Below are 16,037 nucleotides of genomic sequence, written 5' to 3' on the forward strand. Positions count from 1 at the left end.
TCAGGGGTGCGCGGCGAGGAGCGTGCGCAGGCCGTCGATCCCGGTGAAGTGGTGGCCTCGCATGCCGACCAGTTCGGCGGCGCGCACGTTCTCGAGCCGGTCGTCGACGAACAGGATGTCGTCGTCGCCGAGCCGGTCGCGGCACCACTCGAAGGCGCCGCGCTCCGGCTTGGCGTGGCCGATTCGGCACGAGAACGCGCAGACCTCGAACAGGTCGAGCCACGCGTGCGTGCGTTCGAAGTTGCGCGCGAGGTCCTCGGGGATGTTCGACAGCAACGCGATGCGCCGGCCCGCGTTGGACAGCTCGTGCAGCAGGGCGACCATCTCGTAGTCGACGCGGCTCCAGCTGGCGACGTCCTGCTCCACCAGCGGCGGGTGGCCGACGCGCTCCCAGTACTCCTGCGCGGTGACGTCGCCGCGGTCGTAGGCGGGGCGGTGCGCCCAGTAGGCGTCCCAGAACTCCGGCGCGGTGCTCATCTCGCGCATGACCTCGGGCGACTGGTCGCGGGCGATCACGCCGAACATGTCGAACAGCACGATCATGCCGTCACCACCGGCACACCCGCGGCCGTCAGTCCCGCGTCGCCCTCGGCGTCGGTCACCACGGCGTCCAGGGCGGACACCGGCGCGACGAACGCCAGCGCGGTGCGGGTCAGCTTCGAGGCGTCGACCGCGGCGATCACGCGCCGGGCCGAGGCGATGGCGGTGCGCTTCACCGAGGCGTCCTCCAGGTCGAAAGCGGTAAGGCCGTGTTCGGCGGACAGGCCGCAGCAGCCGATCACGGCCGTGTCGAAGCGCAGGGCCTGCAGCGAGGCCAGGGTCAGCGGGCCGGTCAGCGCGAGCTCGCCGGGCCGGGGACGGCCGCCGGGCACGAGCAGCGTGAGGGTGGCCGATGACGACAGCGCGTTCACGGCGTGCAGCGACAACGGCATGACGGTGAGCCGTCGTTCGTGCAGCAGCCGGGCCACCTCCAGGCAGGTGGTGCCGCTGTCGAGCACGACGGACTCGCCGTCGGCGATCAGGCCGGCGACGGCGGCGGCGATGCGACGCTTGGCGTCCATGTTCTCGTCGGCGCGGAGCGCGAACGGGGGCTCCTCGCCGCGCAGCAGCAGGCTGCGCGCGCCGCCCCGGTAGCGTTCGAGGACGCCCTGGGCCGCGAGGACCTCCAGGTCGCGGCGAATGGTCATCTCGGAGGCGCCGGTGAGCGACGCCAGCTCCGCGACGCCGAGGGAGCCGGCGTCGCGGACCGCCTCGGAGATCTGCTTCAGTCGGGACACGATCGCGATTGAACAACAGTGACGTTCGAAACTCAACCTTTCGAACATTCGACGCGTTCGTTAGCGTGGGCGTGTGAACGCTCTCAGGGCCGCGCGGGCCGCCACCTTCACCTACTTCGCCCTCAACGGGTTCCTGCTCGGGCTCTGGCTCGTGCACATCCCGACGGTCGAGGACCGCACCGGCATCACCCACGCCGAGCTCGGCCGGCTGTTGCTGCTGCTCGGACTGGGCGCGTTCCTCGGCATGCGCGCGGGCGGCAAGGTGACCGACCGCATCGGCGTGAAGCTGATGGTGCCGATCGCCGGTGTCGTGTGCAGCGTGACGGCGTTCCTGCCCGGCGTCGCCGTCAACCAGTGGACCCTCGGTGCGGCACTGCTCATCTTCGGCTTCGGCAACGGCCTGATCGACGTCACCATGAACGCGCACGCCGTCGTCGTGGAACGGCACTACCGGCGTCCGGTCATGTCGGCCTTCCACGCCACCTGGTCCCTGGGCGGTGTGGCCGCGGCGCTGACCGGCGCACGCACGCTGAGCTGGGAGCTCTCCCCCGGCGCCACCCTCGGCGCCGCCGCGGTGCTCGGTGTCGTCGTCAGCGTGGTGACCGCGAGGTTCCTGCTCGACGAGAAGGAGGAGCAGCACGCCGCCGCCGAGCAGACCGGCAAGCGCAAGGTGCCGCGCAAGATCTGGGTCATGGCGGTGCTGGCCCTGCTGGTGATGCTCAGCGAGGGCGCCGCGAACGACTGGAGCGTGCTGCACCTGCAGGACGTCCTCGACGCCTCGCCGCAGATCGCGGCACTCGCCTACGGCGCGTTCGCCACGACCATGACGGTCGGCCGCCTGCTCGCGGACCGCGTCACCGCGAAGATCGGCCCGACGGCGGTGCTGCGCTGGGGTTCGGTGATCGGCGCCGCCGGCATCGCGACCGCCGCGCTCTCGCCTTGGATCTGGCTCGCGCTGGTGGGCTGGGCGATCGCGGGCATCGGCCTGTCGGGCACCGTGCCGCAGCTGTTCAGCGCGGCGGGCCACTACGAACCGGGCGCCGCGGCGGCCAACGTCTCCCGCGTCGCCGGGCTCGGCTACCTCGGCGTGCTGGCCGGACCGGCGGTGATCGGCTGGCTGACCCACGTCGTGCCGCTCAACATCGCGTTCCTGCTCCCGGTCGCGCTGTGCCTGGTCGCCGCGCTGTCCGCGGGCGTTTTGCGCGCCGAACCCTCCGAGGAGAAGGTCTCGGCGTGACAATGCCCGCATGGATCTCTCCGAGACGGACCTCACCGCGCTGGACCTCACCGCGCTGGACCTGACCACCGCGCACCTGGCCGATGCCTGCATCCGGGCGAACATCCCGGTCCGCACGGTCAGCCTGAAACCGGTCATCCCCGGCACCAGGACCTCCGGCCGCGTCCTGCCCGCCCGGCACGCGGGCAGCGTCGACGTCTTCCTCGAGGCCGTCGAGCGCGCTCGGCCCGGCGACGTGCTCGTCGTCGACAACGACGGCCGCACCGACGAGGCCTGCGTGGGCGACCTGATCGTGCTCGAAGCACAGCAGGCGGGCCTCGCGGGCGTCGTCATCTGGGGCCTGCACCGCGACACCCAGGACATCCGCGCGATCGGCCTGCCGGTGTTCAGCCTCGGCGCCAACCCGACCGGCCCGCTGAGCCTGCGCGACCGCGCCCCCGAGGCCCTCTCGACGGCCGAGGTCGACCAGTGGACCGTCACGTCCGACGACGTGGTGTTCGGCGACGACGACGGCGTGCTGTTCGTGCCCGCCGCGGACGCCGCCGCGCTGATCGAGAAAGCGCGCGGCATCCGTGACGTCGAACGAGCGCAGGCCGAGCGCGTGCGGCAGGGTGAGTCCCTGCGCAGCCAGCTGAGGTTCGCCGACTACCTGGCGAGCGGGCTCACGTTCCGCGAGCACCTGCGCAAGATCGGCGGCGCGGTCGAGGAATGAGCCACATGATCGCGGACAGGTACACGGCCCGTGCCGACGCCTTCGAGGCCAAGGTCGCACGGGTGCGGGACGACCAGTGGGACAACCCGTCGCCGTGCGCGAAGTGGACCGCGCGCGGGGTCGTCGACCACGTCATCGACATGCACGGCGTGATGCTCGGTGTCGCCATCCCGCGCACCGGCAGCGTGCTGGACGACTTCCGCGAGGCCCGGCGGCAGGTCTACGCCGCCCTGACCTCGGACCGCGCATCTTCGGAGGTCTCCACGCCCGTCGGCCCGATGACGCTCGAAGAGCACATCGACCAGGTCGTGAGCGACGACCTGGTCCTGCACGGCTGGGACCTCGCCCGCGCCACCGGCCAGGACGAGACCATCCCGCCCGCCGACGTGCAGCGCCTCTGGGCGACGGCGACCTCCGTGCCGCCCGAGCTGATGGAACGCTTCCGCACCCCCGGCGCGTTCGGTCCCGGCATCGAGGTCTACGGCGCCGAGGTCCCGGTGCCTGCCGACGCTTCCCTGCAGGACAGGCTGCTCGGGTATGTGGGCCGGGACCCCGTGTCGAAAAAGTCCTGAGCACTTCGACGGCTGTTCGCAAGGCCACCGATCCAGAGGAGCTCAGAAACATGGACTGGACCCTGGAAGTCGTCGTCGTGCCGGTGTCCGACGTGGACCGGGCGAAGCACTTCTACGCCGAGCAGCTCGGTTTCACCGTCGACCACGACACGGCGTTCGGCGAGGACACCCGCGTCGTCCAGCTCACGCCGCCCGGATCGGCCTGCTCGATCGTGATGGGCCGCGGCATCGCGAAGGGCGAACCCGGCTCGCTCAAAGGCGTGCAACTCGTCGTCTCCGACCTGGAGAAGGCCCGCGCGCAGCTGCTCGAACGCGGCGTCGAGGCGGGCGAGATCGTGCGCATGAACGACATGGACGGAGGGTCGTTCGTCTTCTTCGACGACCCGGACGGCAACAGCTGGGCCGTGCAGGAGATCAAGGCCCGCGCGGCCGGTGGGGAGCGGAAGTGAAGTACATGCTGGTCAGCTACGGCGGCAACCAGGAGGACTGGGAGGGCCTCGCCGCCTGGTCCGACGAGGACATGCACCGCATGATCGCCTACATGCGCGACCTGGACGCCGAGCTGCGCGCGTCCGGCGAGCTGCTGCAGTCCGAAGGGCTGAGCGGTCCGGCGCGGGCGTTCGTGGTGCGCGGCGGTGACTCCGGACCCGTCGTGGTGGACGGGCCGTTCGCGGAGTCCAAGGAGGTCATCGCCGGGTACTGGGTCGTGGACGTCGCCAGCCGCGAGCGGGTGCTGGAGATCGCGCAGAAGTGCTCCGCCTGTCCCGGGCCGGGCGGGAAGGTGCTGAACCAGCCGATCGAGGTGCACCCGGTCATGGGAGCGCCGGACGTGGACGCCCAGACGCTGGCGCCGTACCAGAAGTAGCGGTGAGGGGCGGGTAACGGAACCGACGTCAGCTTCGATCTGTCGGCATGCGTTCCCGTCACGTGATGTTCGGCCTCAGCCTGCTGTTCGGTGTCGGGACGACGGCTTGTTCCGCGACTGTCACGGGAACGGCCGGCTTCGCACCGGTCACGGTCACCGTGGTGTCCACGGTGACCGTGCCTCAACCTGCTCTCGAAGGTCGGAAGGTGTTCGTGCCCGCCGCGGTCGAGCGCGGCATCGTCCGGATCCTCACTGAGGAGTACAAGATCTCGGGCGTCGGCCCGGTCACCTGCCCGGAAGGTCAGGAAGTCGCTCCGGACAACTCGTTCTTCTGCACCGTGCGAGTCGACGGCAAGCAGAAGTTCGTCAAGGTCGTCGTGAAGTCCTCCGAAGGCGAGTACGAAGTCGGTCAACCGAGTGAGCGGTGAGGGGTCGGGTGTGCACCCGGCCCCTCAAGCCGTCACCTCAGGTCGTAGGCGCGGATGATCGTCTGCCGCACCTCACCCCCGGCGTCCGCTGCCTGGGCCTGGAACGACACGTTCTCGGCCCCGTGCGGGTGGATCAGCGTGACCTCCCAGCCGCCCCGGGTCTTGCGCAGCGGCACCGGCTTCCACGAGGCACCTTCGTCGTAGGACACCCGCACCGCTGGCGTCTTGATGTCGGTGACCTTGCCCGTCCCGTTGCGCTCCACCGTGATCGGCACGGTGACGACGCGGCCGGCGCGGTTGTGCTCGTCGAGCTTCGGGGCGAACCGGACGGCCAGCAGCGGCACCGGCTGGTAGTCCTCGCCGGTGACGTGCTGCGAGGTGAACGTCCAGTCGGTGGTGATCCGCGACGACTGCGAGTCGCGGGCCGACTCGGTGTGCACCTGGTAGCGCTTCTTCTCCGCCGGCAGGCCCGGCAGGTTGGCGTAGCCGGAGTAGGGCTGGTCGGAGATGACCTCGCCGTCGAGCGTCACGGTGGTGCGGGCGGCCGTTTCCCGGGCGTAGCCGATCATGTTCTCGGCGCCGTGCAGGGCCACGTCCAGGCGCAGCAGGTCGCCGTGGCGGCCGGCGTGGCGGACGTAGCGGGCGTCGTGCGGCAGGCTCGGGCCGTAGACGGCGCTGTTCCAGTGCTCGGTGACGGTGCGGCCGAGCCGGAACACGCGGCCGACGCCGGAGTACTGGCTGCCGTAGGACGGGTACTCGCCGAGCTTCGCGAACTCCACCAGCGAGCCGTCCCAGGCGACGCCGGGCGTGTAGTACTCCTCGAGCCGCAACGGCAGCGGACCCGAGGCGCCGTTGTCGCGCTGGCCGATCGAACCCGGTATGCGGGCGTGCGTGACCGAGTCGACCTTGGCCAGTTCGCGGTCCTTCACCGAACGCTGCAGGTTCGCGGGCACGCGGGTGGTCTCGGCGATCCGCACGTGGTACTGGTACGGGCTGCCCGCGAAGCCGCCGTTGCCGTCGGGCCGGGCCAGGACGCTCTGGGCGTGGAACCGGAACTTCGGCCACGACGTCGTGGACGGGCGGACCAGCATGCCCTCGAAGTTGTTGAGGAAGTACGAACCGCCGGTGGCACCCCAGTTGGCCTGCATGTCGAAGACCAGCTCCGAGGACGCCGGAGCGGCTTGTTTCTCCACCGTGATCGCCGGCTGGACGCCCTGCCGTGCGTCGAGGACGAGGTCCACGGGACCGTTGACCTGCAGCGCCGGTTCGGCCAGCACGGTCGTCGAGCCGCGCTTCGCCGGGTCGGCGTCCGGGGTGTAGATGGAGCCGTCGAGGAAGAACGTGCCTTTGGGCAGGCGCTGCACGAGCGTGTCCGCCGGCAGCGACCGGAAGTAGGCCTTGGGCTGGTTCACGTCCACGAAGCGGTAGGTGTAGTTCGTGGTCGGCTGGCCGGTGGCGTCGACGAACCGGACCTTGACGTCGTAGCTCTCGACCTCCTTGTTCACACCGATGGTCACGCGCACTCCGTCGGAGGAGACGATCGCCGCGCCGTACACGCCGTCGGGCACGTTGGCACGCGTGTCCGCGGTGATCGTGGCGTCGGCGGTGCTGCCTGCGGGGATCGTGAGCTTCGCGGGCGAGACGCTGAACAGGCCCTCGGCCGCGGGTTTCACGTCGGCGACGCGCAGGTCGAGCGTCACGTCGGTGGAGCCGGTGTTGCGGTAGGTCACCTTCTGGGTGATGGGCTTGTCGTCGTCGTGCGGCCACTGCGCGGTGCCGAGCGAGAATCCGCCGTGGTCGGTGGAGACCGCCGCGGACACGCCACGGCCGATGTCGAGCCGGCCCGCGCCCTGGTCGTAGACCGTGAGCGACGGGTTGGGCCGGGCGCTGTTCATCAGCGCCGCCTTGAGGTCCTCGGCCTTCCACGACGGGTTCTTCGCGGCCAGGACCGCGGCCGCGCCCGCCACGTGCGGGGTGGCCATCGAGGTGCCGGACAGCGCGACGTGCGCGTCGCCGACGGGCGTGCCGATGCGGCCGTTCCTGGCCTTGGCGGCCACGATGTCGACGCCCGGCGCGGTGATGTCGGGCTTGACGGCGTTGTCGACCCAGCGCGGGCCACGCGAGGAGAACTCGGCGAGCTTGTCCTCGCGGTCGACGGCGCCGACGGTGAGGGCGGCGTCGGCGGCGGCGGGCGATCCGATCGGGCCGCCGGAGTTGCCCGCGGCGACGACGAACAGCGCGCCCGTCTGCGCGGTGATGCGGTTGAGCGCGAGCGACATCGGGTCGGTGCCCTCGTCGGGCCACGAGCTGCCGAGGCTCATGTTGACGACCCTGGCCAAGGTGGCGGCCCACTCCATGCCGGCGATGATGTCGCTTTCGTAGCCGCCGCCGTGGTCGCCGAGCACCTTGCCGTTGACGATCTTCGAGTCGGGCGCGACGCCCCGGTACCTCCCGTCGCCGCCGACGGTCGCGGCGACGTGCGTGCCGTGGCCGAGGCGGTCGTCGGTGGTGTCGCTGTCGCTGAAGTTCTTCGACTCCACGACCGCACCGGCGAGGTCCGGGTGGGTCTCGTCGACGCCGGTGTCGAGGACGGCGACGGTGACGTCCTTGCCGGTGAAGCCCTTCTCCCACGCCAGGGGCGCGCCGACCTGCGCGGCGCTGCGGTCCAGTGACGCGGTGACCTTGCCGTCCAGCCAGATCCTGCCGGTGCCCGCCGTCCGCGCACCGGCCCAGAACCCGCCGTCCTTGCCGACCGCGAACGCGCGGGCGTCGATGCTGGGCAACGCCTCGGCGCCCGCCGCGCTGATCCCCTGCCCCTGCACGATCAGCGGAATGGTCCGGCTCGACGCGTCGTCGTAGCCGGAGCGGGCGAGCAGCGAGACGTCGAACAGCCGCTCGTCCAGTTCGCCGGAGTTCAGCCGGGCCTGGGCGTCGAGCGGGACGACGTGCAGGTCGCCCCGCGGGTCCTTGAACGTGCGGAACCCGACGTCCTCCCGGCCGCGGGCGGCTCTGGCCCGCACCTTGCCGTTGTCGACGGTGACCTCGTCACCGGTGATGAGCGTGACCTTGGTGGTCAGGCCGTCGGCACGCACCTCTTGCGGCGGTGGTGCCGCCGAAGCCGGGACGGCTGCCGTAGCGGCCACGACGGCAGCCGCCAGTCCTGCGGCCAGATGTGATCGTTTCAAAGCGAACTCCCCTAGTTCACCGAAGGAGGAATAGCCCTCGGTGATTAGGACACTTCGCACAGTGGTGGAGTTGCAGCGTGCGGACCGTCAGGTGTTCACAGAACTGTCTGGACGGCCCGTTCGACGGCGGCCTCGACGTGCAGGCGGGTGGTCGGGAACACCGGCAACGGCACGTCTGCCTGCGAGATCAGCAGTTCGATCTCCGTGCAGCCGAGGATGACGCCCTCCGCGCCTTCGAATCGGGCGATCACGTCTTGATAGGCGCGGCGGGACTCCTCGCGGATGATGCCGACGCACAGCTCGTCGTAGATGATCCGGTGCACGGTCGCTCGGTCCTCGGGCGACGGGAGTAGCACCTTCAGACCGTGCGACTCCAGCCGTTCGCGGTAGAACGGCTGGTCCATCGTGAACCCGGTGCCGAGCAGCCCGACGGTGGTAAGTCCTGCGGCCTTGATCGCGTCGGCGGTCGTGTCGCCGAGGTGGACGACCGGGATGTCGACGGCGGCGCTGACCTGGTCGTAGACCTTGTGCATGGTGTTGGTGCAGATCAGCAGGAGGTCGGCCCCGCCGGCCCGCACCTGCGCGGCGGCCTGCGCGAGCGCCTTGCCCGCGTCGTCCCACCGGCCCTCGACCTGCATGCGCTCGATCCCGGCGAAGTCGACGGAGTGCAGCACGACCTTCGCCGAGTGCAGCCCGCCGAGCCGTTCGCGCACGAGCACGTTCGCCAGCCGGTAGTACTCCGCGCTGCTCTCCCAGCTCATCCCGCCCAGCATCCCGATCGTCAGCATGGCGTCAGTCAAGCACTCCAGCGCGGGTCGCGGCCGGTGGTGGCCAGCAGCCGCACGAACGGTGACGCGTCCGCGGGCGTCTCGGCGGGTTCCTTGAAGACCTTCCACTCGACGGCCATCGGCCCCATCTGACCGACCAGGTCGGAGACCGCGGCGAGCACCTCGGGGTCGGGCTCGAAGCGCTGCCCGGTGGCCTGGGCGAGGTCGGAGGCGTGGATGGTGAGGTCGAGCAGCGCCAGGCCGCCGACGGTCTGCGCGGGCAGGTTCATGTTCCCGGCGATGCCCTCGGTCGCGCCGGGCTCACCCCACGCCCGCACGAGCTTCGCGGACTCGGCCGGGTAGCGCTCGCGCCAGTCCGGGTAGGCCGGGGTGTGGCTGAAGTCGGCGTCCTGCTTCTCGGCGAGCTTCTGGAACTCGACGACGACGTGCAGCAGGTGGTCGAGCAGGGCGCGGACGTCGTAGTCGGCGCACGGGGTGGGCTTGGACAGGTCTTCGTCGGTGATGTTCGCGATGATGGGCAACGCGTGGTCGCGCGCGCGATCGAGCAGAACGCTGAGCTTCATGCCGTAGACGCTATTTCGGCGTGTGCGGGCGTTCTTGAAAAAACGCGCCAACCTAGGATCGGCGCTGTGCAGGGGCCGCGCCGCGACACTCGGGGGATCGTGGACGCGCGCGAGCTGTTCGCCCGTGTCCGGTTCCGCCGGCGTCTGCCGTGCGCCGAGCTGCAGCCGTACCTGGAGCACTACTGGCTCGTCGACGGTGAACTCGACACGCCCTACACCACACACGTCGTGCCGCATCCGTCCGTGAACATCGTGTTCGAACACGGGTACGCACAGCCGGAGATCGCGGGCGTCGGGCTGGGGTTGTTCAGCCGTGTGCTGGACGGACGGGTGCGGGTGGCGGGCGTGCAGTTCCGGCCCGGCGGGTTCCGGCCGTTCCGCCCGGAGCCGGTGTCGGAGTGGACCGGCCGGCACGTGCGGCTCGACGTCCCGTCCGGGCCGGTGCTGGACGTCGCCGACGAGGACGAGCGGGTGGCCGCGCTCGACGGGTTCCTGCTGGGGCTCGGGCCGACGCCCGACCCGCAGGCGACGCTGGCGATGGAGCTGGTCCACCGCATCCGGGCCGACCGGGAGATCCGGAAGGTCGCCGACTTCGCGCGGACGTGCGGGGTGGCGGTGCGGACGCTGCAACGGCTGTTCGCCGACTACGTCGGTGTGAGCCCGAAGTGGGTCATCCTGCGGTATCGCATCCACGAGGCGTTGGAACGCGCCGAGTCGGAGGTCGAGTGGGCCCGGCTGGCCGCTGATCTCGGCTACAGCGACCAGGCCCACCTCGTACGTGACTTCACGCAGACCGTGGGTGTCTCGCCTACGGCGTACGCGCGCGCTCTCACCTGAAGTACTCGCACAGTTCGATGAGGATGCCCTCGGGGCCACGGACGTAGCAGGTCTTCAGCATTTCCTGGTAGGTCTCGACGTTCCGGACGACCTCGGCGCCGTGCGGCTTGATGCGGGTGAGGGTGGCGTCGAGGTCGTCGACGACGAACGCGACGTGCCGCAGGCCCAGGGCGTTGATCGGTGCGTGGGAGCCGCCGTCGACGCTCCGCGGGGTCTGGAACTGGCTGAACTCGATGCGGTACCGCTCGTCCGGCGTCTTCAGCATGGCGATCTCGCTGACCGAGCCGTCGAGCCCGATGACGCCGTCGACGAACTCGCCCTCCGCGTGCGCCTTGCCCTCGAGCTCCATGCCGAGCGCCTCGAAGAACGCGACGGCGGTCGCGAGGTCGGTGACCGTGATGCCCACGTGGTGCATGCTCTTGATGCTCATGCCCGGGGGACGGAGCCGCCGCCGCGTTCTCGACATCGGAAGTGGACCAGTTTCACGGGCGGGTTTTGGCTCTCCTGACTGGACCGCTTCGGCGGCAGAGTCGTCGGCATGACTCTCGCCTTCCTGCTCACGACGTTGCTTGCCGTCGCCACACCCGGCACCGGCGTGCTCTACACGCTCTCGGCCGGTCTCGCGCACGGCCGCAAGGCGAGCGTGATCGCCGCGTTCGGCTGCACGCTGGGGATCGTGCCGCACGTGCTGGCCACCATCACGGGCCTGGCGGCGCTGCTGCACGCGAGCGCACTGGCGTTCGAGGTCGTGAAGTACCTCGGTGTCGCCTACCTCGTCCATCTCGCATGGGCGACGTGGAGGGACAGGGCCGACCTGGTCGTCGACACCTCGGCCGCCCCGGTGTCCGCGCGCGAGGTCGTCGTGTCGGCGGTGTTGGTCAACCTGCTCAACCCGAAGCTGACGATCTTCTTCGTGGCGTTCCTGCCGCAGTTCGCGACCGGGTCCGGCCCGATGCTCGCGCTGAGCGGGGTGTTCATGGCACTGACGTTCGTGGTGTTCGCGGTCTACGGCGTGTTCGCCGCGGCGATGCGCGACCGGGTGCTGGCCCGGCCGCGCGTGGTGGTGTGGCTGCGGCGGTTCTTCGCAGCGTCGTTCGCGGCGCTGGGTCTCAAGCTCGCTCTCACCTAGCCGCAGGCGGCGGCGCGGTCGAGCAGAAGGACCTTCTCCCGTTCGTTGCGGGTGAGCGCGGCGGCCTTCTCGAACTCGGCCTTCGCCTCCTTCGTGCGGCCGAGCTTGACGAGGAAGTCGCCGCGCACGCTGGGCAGCAGGTGGTAGCCCTGCAACGCCTTCTCGCCGGCGATCTCGTCGACCAGCGCGAGCCCGGCGGCGGGCCCGAAGGCCATCGACAGCGCCACCGCGCGGTTGAGCTCGACGATCGGGGACGGCGAGATCCGCCCGAGCACCTGGTAGAGCGCGGCGATGCGCTGCCAGTCGGTGTCCTCGGCGCGGCGCGCACGGCCGTGGCAGGCGGCGAGGGCGGCCTGCACATAGTACGGGCCGGGCGGCTGATGGAGGGCTTCGGCGCGTTCCAGCGCCTTCAGGCCGCGGCCGATGAGCAGCCAGTCCCACTTGCCGCGGTCCTGCTCCAGCAGCAGCACGGGTTCCCCGCCGGGGCCGGTGCGGGCGCGGGAGCGCGAGGCCTGGATCTCCATCAATGCGACCAGGCCGTGGACCTCGGCCTCCTTCGGCGCGAGCTCGGCCAGCACGCGGCCGAGCCGCAGCGCCTCGGCGCACAGCTCGGGCCGCATCCAGTGGTCGCCCCCGGTGGCGGAGTAGCCCTCGTTGAAGATCAGGTAGAGGACCTCGAGGACGCTCGCGAGCCGGGTCGCCAGCTCGGGACCCTCCGGCACCTCGAACGGCACCCCCGCCTCGGCGAGGGCTTTCTTGGCGCGCACGATCCGTTGCGCCACGGTCGACTCGCTGACCAGGAACGCGCGGGCGATCTCCTCGGTCTTGAGGCCGCCGAGCATCTTCAGCGTCAGCGCCACCCTGGCCTCGGTGCCGAGCACCGGGTGACAGGCGGTGAAGATGAGGCTCAGCAGGTCGTCGCCGATCTCGTCGTCGACGCCCTCGCCGGCGTCCGGCGTGGCCTCCTTGACCTCCCGGCCGATCTCCTCGACCTTGCGGTGGAGGTTCTCGCGACGCCGGATCTGGTCGATCGCCCGGCGCTTGGCCGTGGTCGTGAGCCACGCTCCGGGGTTGCGCGGCACACCCTCGGCCGGCCACTGCTCCAGCGCCGCGACCAGTGCGTCCTGCGCCATCTCCTCGGCCAGGCCGACATCGCGCGTGTACCGGGCCAGCGCGGCGATGACCTTCGCCGACTCCATCCGCCAGACCGCGTCGATGGTGCGGTGCACCGAGGTGGTAGCCCCCATGGAGGAATCAGACCACAGCCACCTGACGTATTTCCACGACGCACGCCGGGAGGTGGATGCGCTTGACCCGCTCGACCGCCTCGGCGGCGTCGCGGACGTCGATCAGCCAGTACCCGGACACCCCGCAGGCGTCCGGCACCAGGTCACCCGCGTCGAGCAGGACGCCCGCGCGGACGAGGGCCTCGCCGTGCAGCGCCGCCAACGGGATCGGGCTCCTGACGAACACCATGAACCGCACCGGACCTCCTCGTTCGCCCCTCACCGGGATGTCGAACGAGGAGGCGCCGGAATCGACAGCATGATCGGTGACGCATGCCGTCAGGCCGTGAAGTCGGCCCTGTGGTCGCGAGCCCAGTGCGCGAACGTCCGGTAAGGCCGTCCCATCAGCCGTTCGTAGTCCTCGGTCACGACGAACTCGTAGTCGGAGAAGTCCTCGGCGTCCCCGCCCTCGTAGCCGCCGAGCCCGAGGACGTACCGCGCGATCTCCTCGGGCCAGCCGACGCTGACGTAGTACGCGAGGGCCTCCTCCACGGTGACGTCGCGGAACGTCAGCGTCCGGCCGAGCACCTCGCCGATCGCCGCGGCCATCTGCCGTTGCGTGATCGGCGGCGGTCCGGTCAGCGTGTAGGCCTGCCCGGCGTGGCCGTCCTCCCGCAACGCCTGCAGCGCCACGTCGGCGATGTCGGCCTCGTGGATCGGCTGGCCGAGCTCGTCGGGGTTCGGGTGCACGATCGTGCCGTCCTCGCGGATCGACGGACCCCACAGGTCGATCTTGTTGACCGCGAACTCGCCGGGCCGCACGTGGGTCCACTCGACACCGGACGCCTCCACGGCCTGTTCGACCGGCAGGTGGTGGGCCTTGTCGTACCCGTGCGTCACCGCGCCCGAGGACAGCGTGACGATGCGCCGCACGCCCGCTCGCACCGCGCGGTCGACGACCTCCTGGGCCGTCGGCGGGTGCACGAACAGGTACAGCTTCTCGACACCGTCGAACGGCAGGCTGTCCGGGTCGTCGAGGTCCGCCCGCACGACCTCCACGCCGGCCGGGAACCGCGCCTTGGCCGGGTCGCGGGTGATCGCCCGCACCGGCCCGGCGAGCCCGGCCACCACCAGCCGCCCGACGTTGCCCGTCGCCCCGGTCACCAGCGTCGTCATCGCAGACCCCCTTCGATGCCGTCGAGCAGCTTGTCGAGCCCGTAGTCGAACGAGCCGCGCACGTGGTCGGCGAGCGAGCCCTCGATGTCGTAGGCGTCGGCGTTCCACAGCGCCGTCATGGTCGGGTAGCGCTCGACGTCGAAGTAGTCGTCCCAGAACACCTGCCGGGCGCCCCACCACGAGTCGCCGGACTCCCCGGTCGTCGCCGCGAGCTGCTGGTCGTCGACCTCCGCCGCCGCCGCGCCGTGCACGAACCCCTCGACAGCGACGTGCGCCACGGTCACCTGCCGGGGCTCCAGCCCCGTGTCCGCCAGCGCGGCGAGTAGGAACTCCTGCCCGTCCATCAGTCCGGGCCCGAGCGGAGGCCGCACCATCGACACGTCCCGCATCCACGGGTGCGCCTGGTAGACCGCACGAGTGCGGTCGGCGTAGTGCTTGACCCGCTCCCGCCACGTGCCCCCGGCGTCCAGCTCCCGCTCCTGCAGCACCGCGTCGGCCATCAGGTCGATCAGCTCGGCCTTGCCGGGCACGTGCGTGTAGAGCGACATCGTGCCGACGGTCAGCTCCTGCGCGACGCGGGCCATCGACATCGCGCCGAGCCCCTCGCGGTCGGCCACCGCGATCGCCGCGGTGACGATCTGATCGACGCTCACCTTGGGTCTCCTGCCGACCGGTTTCGGCTCCGGCGGCGTGCGCCAGAGCAGTGCGAGCGTCCTGGCCGGGTCTCCCCCACCGCTGCGTTCGGCGGCCATCCGTCCACCTCATTTCCGTAGGCCATACGGAAACATTACCGTACGACCTACGGAAATGGGGCCCGGTTGACGTACCAGGTGACTTCGACCAGGTCGGGGCCGGTGCTCCTCAGCTCAGCACACACCTCGCGGACGACCAGAAGTCCCACCGCCCGGCACCTCCGCTCACCGCCGTTCAGCGGCGGCCTGGCCGAGAACCCGCGGGACGCGAGGTGCTCGCGCAGGGCCTCGGCGGCACGGTCGCCGGTCGCGGTCACCTCCCGCGCGCAGGAGCCGGAGCCGCAATGCCCCTGACCTTCCACCACCCGCACCCCGGCCGGCGCCGGCAGCACGCCCTCGTCACCGGGCTTGGCCTCGTAGTCGCCGAACTCGACGACGAACGCGATCACCACGCCCAGCCCGGCCACCGCCACCAGCCGGAGCAACCCCCTCGGCCACTGCCGCTGCACGAGCACGCCGATCACGCAGACGATCGCCGCGAAGACCGCGTACAGCCAGTACGACTCGGCCTCCGACGGCACCCACGGCCCGGACGCCCACAGCGCCCGCGGCACCACGAACCACGCCAGCAGCGCCACCAGGACCGCGCCGACGGCCACACCGGTCCGCGGCGAGCGGGACAACCAGGCCCACAGTGCGATCGGCAGCATCCCGAAGAGCAGTGCCCCCAGCGTCGACATGATCGTCAGTAAAGCGGAAACGCCGCCCCGGTCAGCCGGGACGGCGTTTCTCTGTGGTGGGAGCCGGGAACTAGGAGCGCCAGGCCAGCGCGGTGAGCATCTCCCTGCCGCGCTCGGCGCTGCGCGGGTGGCTCAGGACGTCGTAACGACCGGCCACGAGCTGGGTGGTCGAGGCGAAGTCGCGCTTGCCGCGCGTCGCCGCGTACCGGGTGGCGGCGCTGGCCAGACCGAAGACCGTACCGACGAGCAAACCCGTGACGATCGGGGCGAGGGCGCCGCCGGTCGAGAACAGGCCCAGCAGCAGACCGACGAACAGACCGAACCAGGCACCTGACGCGGCACCCGCGCCGAGGACGCGGCCCCAGGTCAGGCGTCCGGTGACGCGTTCGACGATCATCGGCTCGACGCCGACGATGGTGACGTCCGCGACCGGGAAGTCGTTGTCCGCCAGGTGGTCGACCGCGCGCTGCGCCTCTTCGTACGTCGCGTACGAGCCGATGGGCCAGCCCGTGGGCGGGGTGGGCAGTGCGTTGACGCCGGTGGAATTGGCTCCGGTGGCGAACGGAGTCGCGGTGGTCATTTCCAACACCTCCGAAATGCGATCCCCTAC

General features: G+C 70.8%; 20 protein-coding genes. 8 read left to right on the forward strand and 12 right to left on the reverse strand.

Annotated features, from left to right (window positions below):
- On the reverse strand, positions 1-543 hold the full coding sequence (locus tag BLQ91_RS26700; protein WP_090100957.1) for an HAD-IA family hydrolase: 543 nt from the start codon (positions 541-543) through the stop codon (positions 1-3).
- Positions 540-1,277, reverse strand: coding sequence for a DeoR/GlpR family DNA-binding transcription regulator (locus BLQ91_RS26705; protein ID WP_342670667.1), 738 nt, complete (start codon positions 1,275-1,277; stop codon positions 540-542). Before BLQ91_RS26705 ends, BLQ91_RS26700 begins: the two co-directional genes overlap by 4 nt.
- Positions 1,278-1,350: 73 nt before the next feature.
- Between BLQ91_RS26705 and BLQ91_RS26710 the strand changes: the two genes are divergently transcribed.
- From BLQ91_RS26710 to BLQ91_RS26735, 6 genes are read left to right on the forward strand one after another with little or no spacing between them, the layout of a single operon-like run.
- On the forward strand, positions 1,351-2,514 hold the full coding sequence (locus tag BLQ91_RS26710) for an MFS transporter (RefSeq protein WP_090100962.1): 1,164 nt from the start codon (positions 1,351-1,353) through the stop codon (positions 2,512-2,514).
- A 10-nt stretch (positions 2,515-2,524) separates the two neighbouring features.
- Positions 2,525-3,226, forward strand: coding sequence for an RraA family protein (locus BLQ91_RS26715; protein WP_090100964.1), 702 nt, complete (start codon positions 2,525-2,527; stop codon positions 3,224-3,226).
- Between the two features lie 5 nt (positions 3,227-3,231).
- Complete coding sequence (locus BLQ91_RS26720) at positions 3,232-3,798, forward strand: TIGR03086 family metal-binding protein (protein WP_245733824.1); 567 nt, start codon at positions 3,232-3,234, stop codon at positions 3,796-3,798.
- A gap of 50 nt (positions 3,799-3,848) precedes the next feature.
- Positions 3,849-4,247, forward strand: coding sequence for a VOC family protein (locus BLQ91_RS26725; RefSeq protein ID WP_090100968.1), 399 nt, complete (start codon positions 3,849-3,851; stop codon positions 4,245-4,247).
- A 5-nt stretch (positions 4,248-4,252) separates the two neighbouring features.
- On the forward strand, positions 4,253-4,663 hold the full coding sequence (locus BLQ91_RS26730; protein WP_090101171.1) for a YciI family protein: 411 nt from the start codon (positions 4,253-4,255) through the stop codon (positions 4,661-4,663).
- A gap of 47 nt (positions 4,664-4,710) precedes the next feature.
- Entirely contained in the window at positions 4,711-5,091 is a 381-nt protein-coding gene (locus BLQ91_RS26735) for a DUF4333 domain-containing protein (protein ID WP_090100970.1), read from the forward strand.
- Positions 5,092-5,123: 32 nt separating this feature from the next.
- Here the strand turns inward: BLQ91_RS26735 and BLQ91_RS26740 are convergent, their stop codons facing one another.
- The 3 genes from BLQ91_RS26740 to BLQ91_RS26750 form a co-directional block, all read right to left on the reverse strand.
- Entirely contained in the window at positions 5,124-8,276 is a 3,153-nt protein-coding gene (locus tag BLQ91_RS26740; protein WP_176959968.1) for a S8 family serine peptidase, read from the reverse strand.
- 95 nt (positions 8,277-8,371) lie between these two features.
- Positions 8,372-9,064, reverse strand: coding sequence for an aspartate/glutamate racemase family protein (locus tag BLQ91_RS26745; protein WP_090100973.1), 693 nt, complete (start codon positions 9,062-9,064; stop codon positions 8,372-8,374).
- Positions 9,065-9,072: 8 nt separating this feature from the next.
- Complete coding sequence (locus BLQ91_RS26750; protein ID WP_090100974.1) at positions 9,073-9,627, reverse strand: TIGR03086 family metal-binding protein; 555 nt, start codon at positions 9,625-9,627, stop codon at positions 9,073-9,075.
- A gap of 66 nt (positions 9,628-9,693) precedes the next feature.
- On the opposite strand from BLQ91_RS26750, the gene BLQ91_RS26755 reads away from it, so the two are divergent.
- On the forward strand, positions 9,694-10,464 hold the full coding sequence (locus BLQ91_RS26755) for a helix-turn-helix domain-containing protein (protein WP_090100976.1): 771 nt from the start codon (positions 9,694-9,696) through the stop codon (positions 10,462-10,464).
- On the opposite strand, the gene BLQ91_RS26760 is transcribed toward BLQ91_RS26755, so the two are convergent.
- A complete protein-coding gene (locus tag BLQ91_RS26760; protein ID WP_090100979.1) occupies positions 10,457-10,894 on the reverse strand; it encodes a VOC family protein in 438 nt (145 codons plus the stop codon). The genes BLQ91_RS26755 and BLQ91_RS26760 overlap by 8 nt on opposite strands.
- 108 nt (positions 10,895-11,002) lie before the next feature.
- Between BLQ91_RS26760 and BLQ91_RS26765 the strand changes: the two genes are divergently transcribed.
- On the forward strand, positions 11,003-11,593 hold the full coding sequence (locus BLQ91_RS26765) for a LysE family translocator (protein ID WP_090100981.1): 591 nt from the start codon (positions 11,003-11,005) through the stop codon (positions 11,591-11,593).
- Here BLQ91_RS26765 and BLQ91_RS26770 read toward each other — a convergent pair.
- From BLQ91_RS26770 to BLQ91_RS26795, 6 genes are all read right to left on the reverse strand, one after another.
- Positions 11,590-12,840: an RNA polymerase sigma factor gene (locus BLQ91_RS26770; RefSeq protein WP_090100983.1), complete on the reverse strand. Its 1,251-nt coding sequence runs from the start codon at positions 12,838-12,840 to the stop codon at positions 11,590-11,592. The two genes, BLQ91_RS26765 and BLQ91_RS26770, sit on opposite strands and share 4 nt — an antisense overlap.
- Before the next feature lie 7 nt (positions 12,841-12,847).
- A complete protein-coding gene (locus BLQ91_RS26775; protein WP_090100985.1) occupies positions 12,848-13,078 on the reverse strand; it encodes a YciI family protein in 231 nt (76 codons plus the stop codon).
- A gap of 80 nt (positions 13,079-13,158) precedes the next feature.
- On the reverse strand, positions 13,159-13,995 hold the full coding sequence (locus BLQ91_RS26780; RefSeq protein ID WP_090100987.1) for an NAD(P)H-binding protein: 837 nt from the start codon (positions 13,993-13,995) through the stop codon (positions 13,159-13,161).
- Positions 13,992-14,747 carry a TetR/AcrR family transcriptional regulator gene (locus tag BLQ91_RS26785; protein ID WP_090100989.1) on the reverse strand — a complete coding sequence of 252 codons (756 nt, stop codon included), beginning with the start codon at positions 14,745-14,747 and terminating at the stop codon, positions 13,992-13,994. Before BLQ91_RS26785 ends, BLQ91_RS26780 begins: the two co-directional genes overlap by 4 nt.
- Positions 14,748-14,794: 47 nt before the next feature.
- Positions 14,795-15,427: a hypothetical protein gene (locus BLQ91_RS26790; protein ID WP_090100991.1), complete on the reverse strand. Its 633-nt coding sequence runs from the start codon at positions 15,425-15,427 to the stop codon at positions 14,795-14,797.
- Positions 15,428-15,497: 70 nt separating this feature from the next.
- Positions 15,498-16,007: a YflT domain-containing protein gene (locus BLQ91_RS26795; protein WP_090100993.1), complete on the reverse strand. Its 510-nt coding sequence runs from the start codon at positions 16,005-16,007 to the stop codon at positions 15,498-15,500.
- Positions 16,008-16,037: the final 30 nt, after the last annotated feature.

Origin of the sequence: Lentzea jiangxiensis, assembly GCF_900104175.1 — a bacterium.
Lineage (GTDB): Bacteria > Actinomycetota > Actinomycetes > Mycobacteriales > Pseudonocardiaceae > Lentzea > Lentzea jiangxiensis.

Coding starts and splice junctions, on each gene's coding strand:
- BLQ91_RS26735 (WP_090100970.1), top strand. CDS start 4,711: ATGCGTTCCCGTCACGTGATGTTCGGCCTCAGCCTGCTGTTCGGTGTC.
- BLQ91_RS26730 (WP_090101171.1), top strand. CDS start 4,253: ATGCTGGTCAGCTACGGCGGCAACCAGGAGGACTGGGAGGGCCTCGCC.
- BLQ91_RS26760 (WP_090100979.1), bottom strand. CDS start 10,894: ATGAGCATCAAGAGCATGCACCACGTGGGCATCACGGTCACCGACCTC.
- BLQ91_RS26715 (WP_090100964.1), top strand. CDS start 2,525: ATGGATCTCTCCGAGACGGACCTCACCGCGCTGGACCTCACCGCGCTG.
- BLQ91_RS26765 (WP_090100981.1), top strand. CDS start 11,003: ATGACTCTCGCCTTCCTGCTCACGACGTTGCTTGCCGTCGCCACACCC.
- BLQ91_RS26745 (WP_090100973.1), bottom strand. CDS start 9,064: ATGCTGACGATCGGGATGCTGGGCGGGATGAGCTGGGAGAGCAGCGCG.
- BLQ91_RS26785 (WP_090100989.1), bottom strand. CDS start 14,747: ATGGCCGCCGAACGCAGCGGTGGGGGAGACCCGGCCAGGACGCTCGCA.
- BLQ91_RS26770 (WP_090100983.1), bottom strand. CDS start 12,840: ATGGGGGCTACCACCTCGGTGCACCGCACCATCGACGCGGTCTGGCGG.
- BLQ91_RS26700 (WP_090100957.1), bottom strand. CDS start 543: ATGATCGTGCTGTTCGACATGTTCGGCGTGATCGCCCGCGACCAGTCG.
- BLQ91_RS26790 (WP_090100991.1), bottom strand. CDS start 15,427: ATGTCGACGCTGGGGGCACTGCTCTTCGGGATGCTGCCGATCGCACTG.
- BLQ91_RS26795 (WP_090100993.1), bottom strand. CDS start 16,007: ATGACCACCGCGACTCCGTTCGCCACCGGAGCCAATTCCACCGGCGTC.
- BLQ91_RS26720 (WP_245733824.1), top strand. CDS start 3,232: ATGATCGCGGACAGGTACACGGCCCGTGCCGACGCCTTCGAGGCCAAG.
- BLQ91_RS26725 (WP_090100968.1), top strand. CDS start 3,849: ATGGACTGGACCCTGGAAGTCGTCGTCGTGCCGGTGTCCGACGTGGAC.
- BLQ91_RS26750 (WP_090100974.1), bottom strand. CDS start 9,627: ATGAAGCTCAGCGTTCTGCTCGATCGCGCGCGCGACCACGCGTTGCCC.
- BLQ91_RS26780 (WP_090100987.1), bottom strand. CDS start 13,995: ATGACGACGCTGGTGACCGGGGCGACGGGCAACGTCGGGCGGCTGGTG.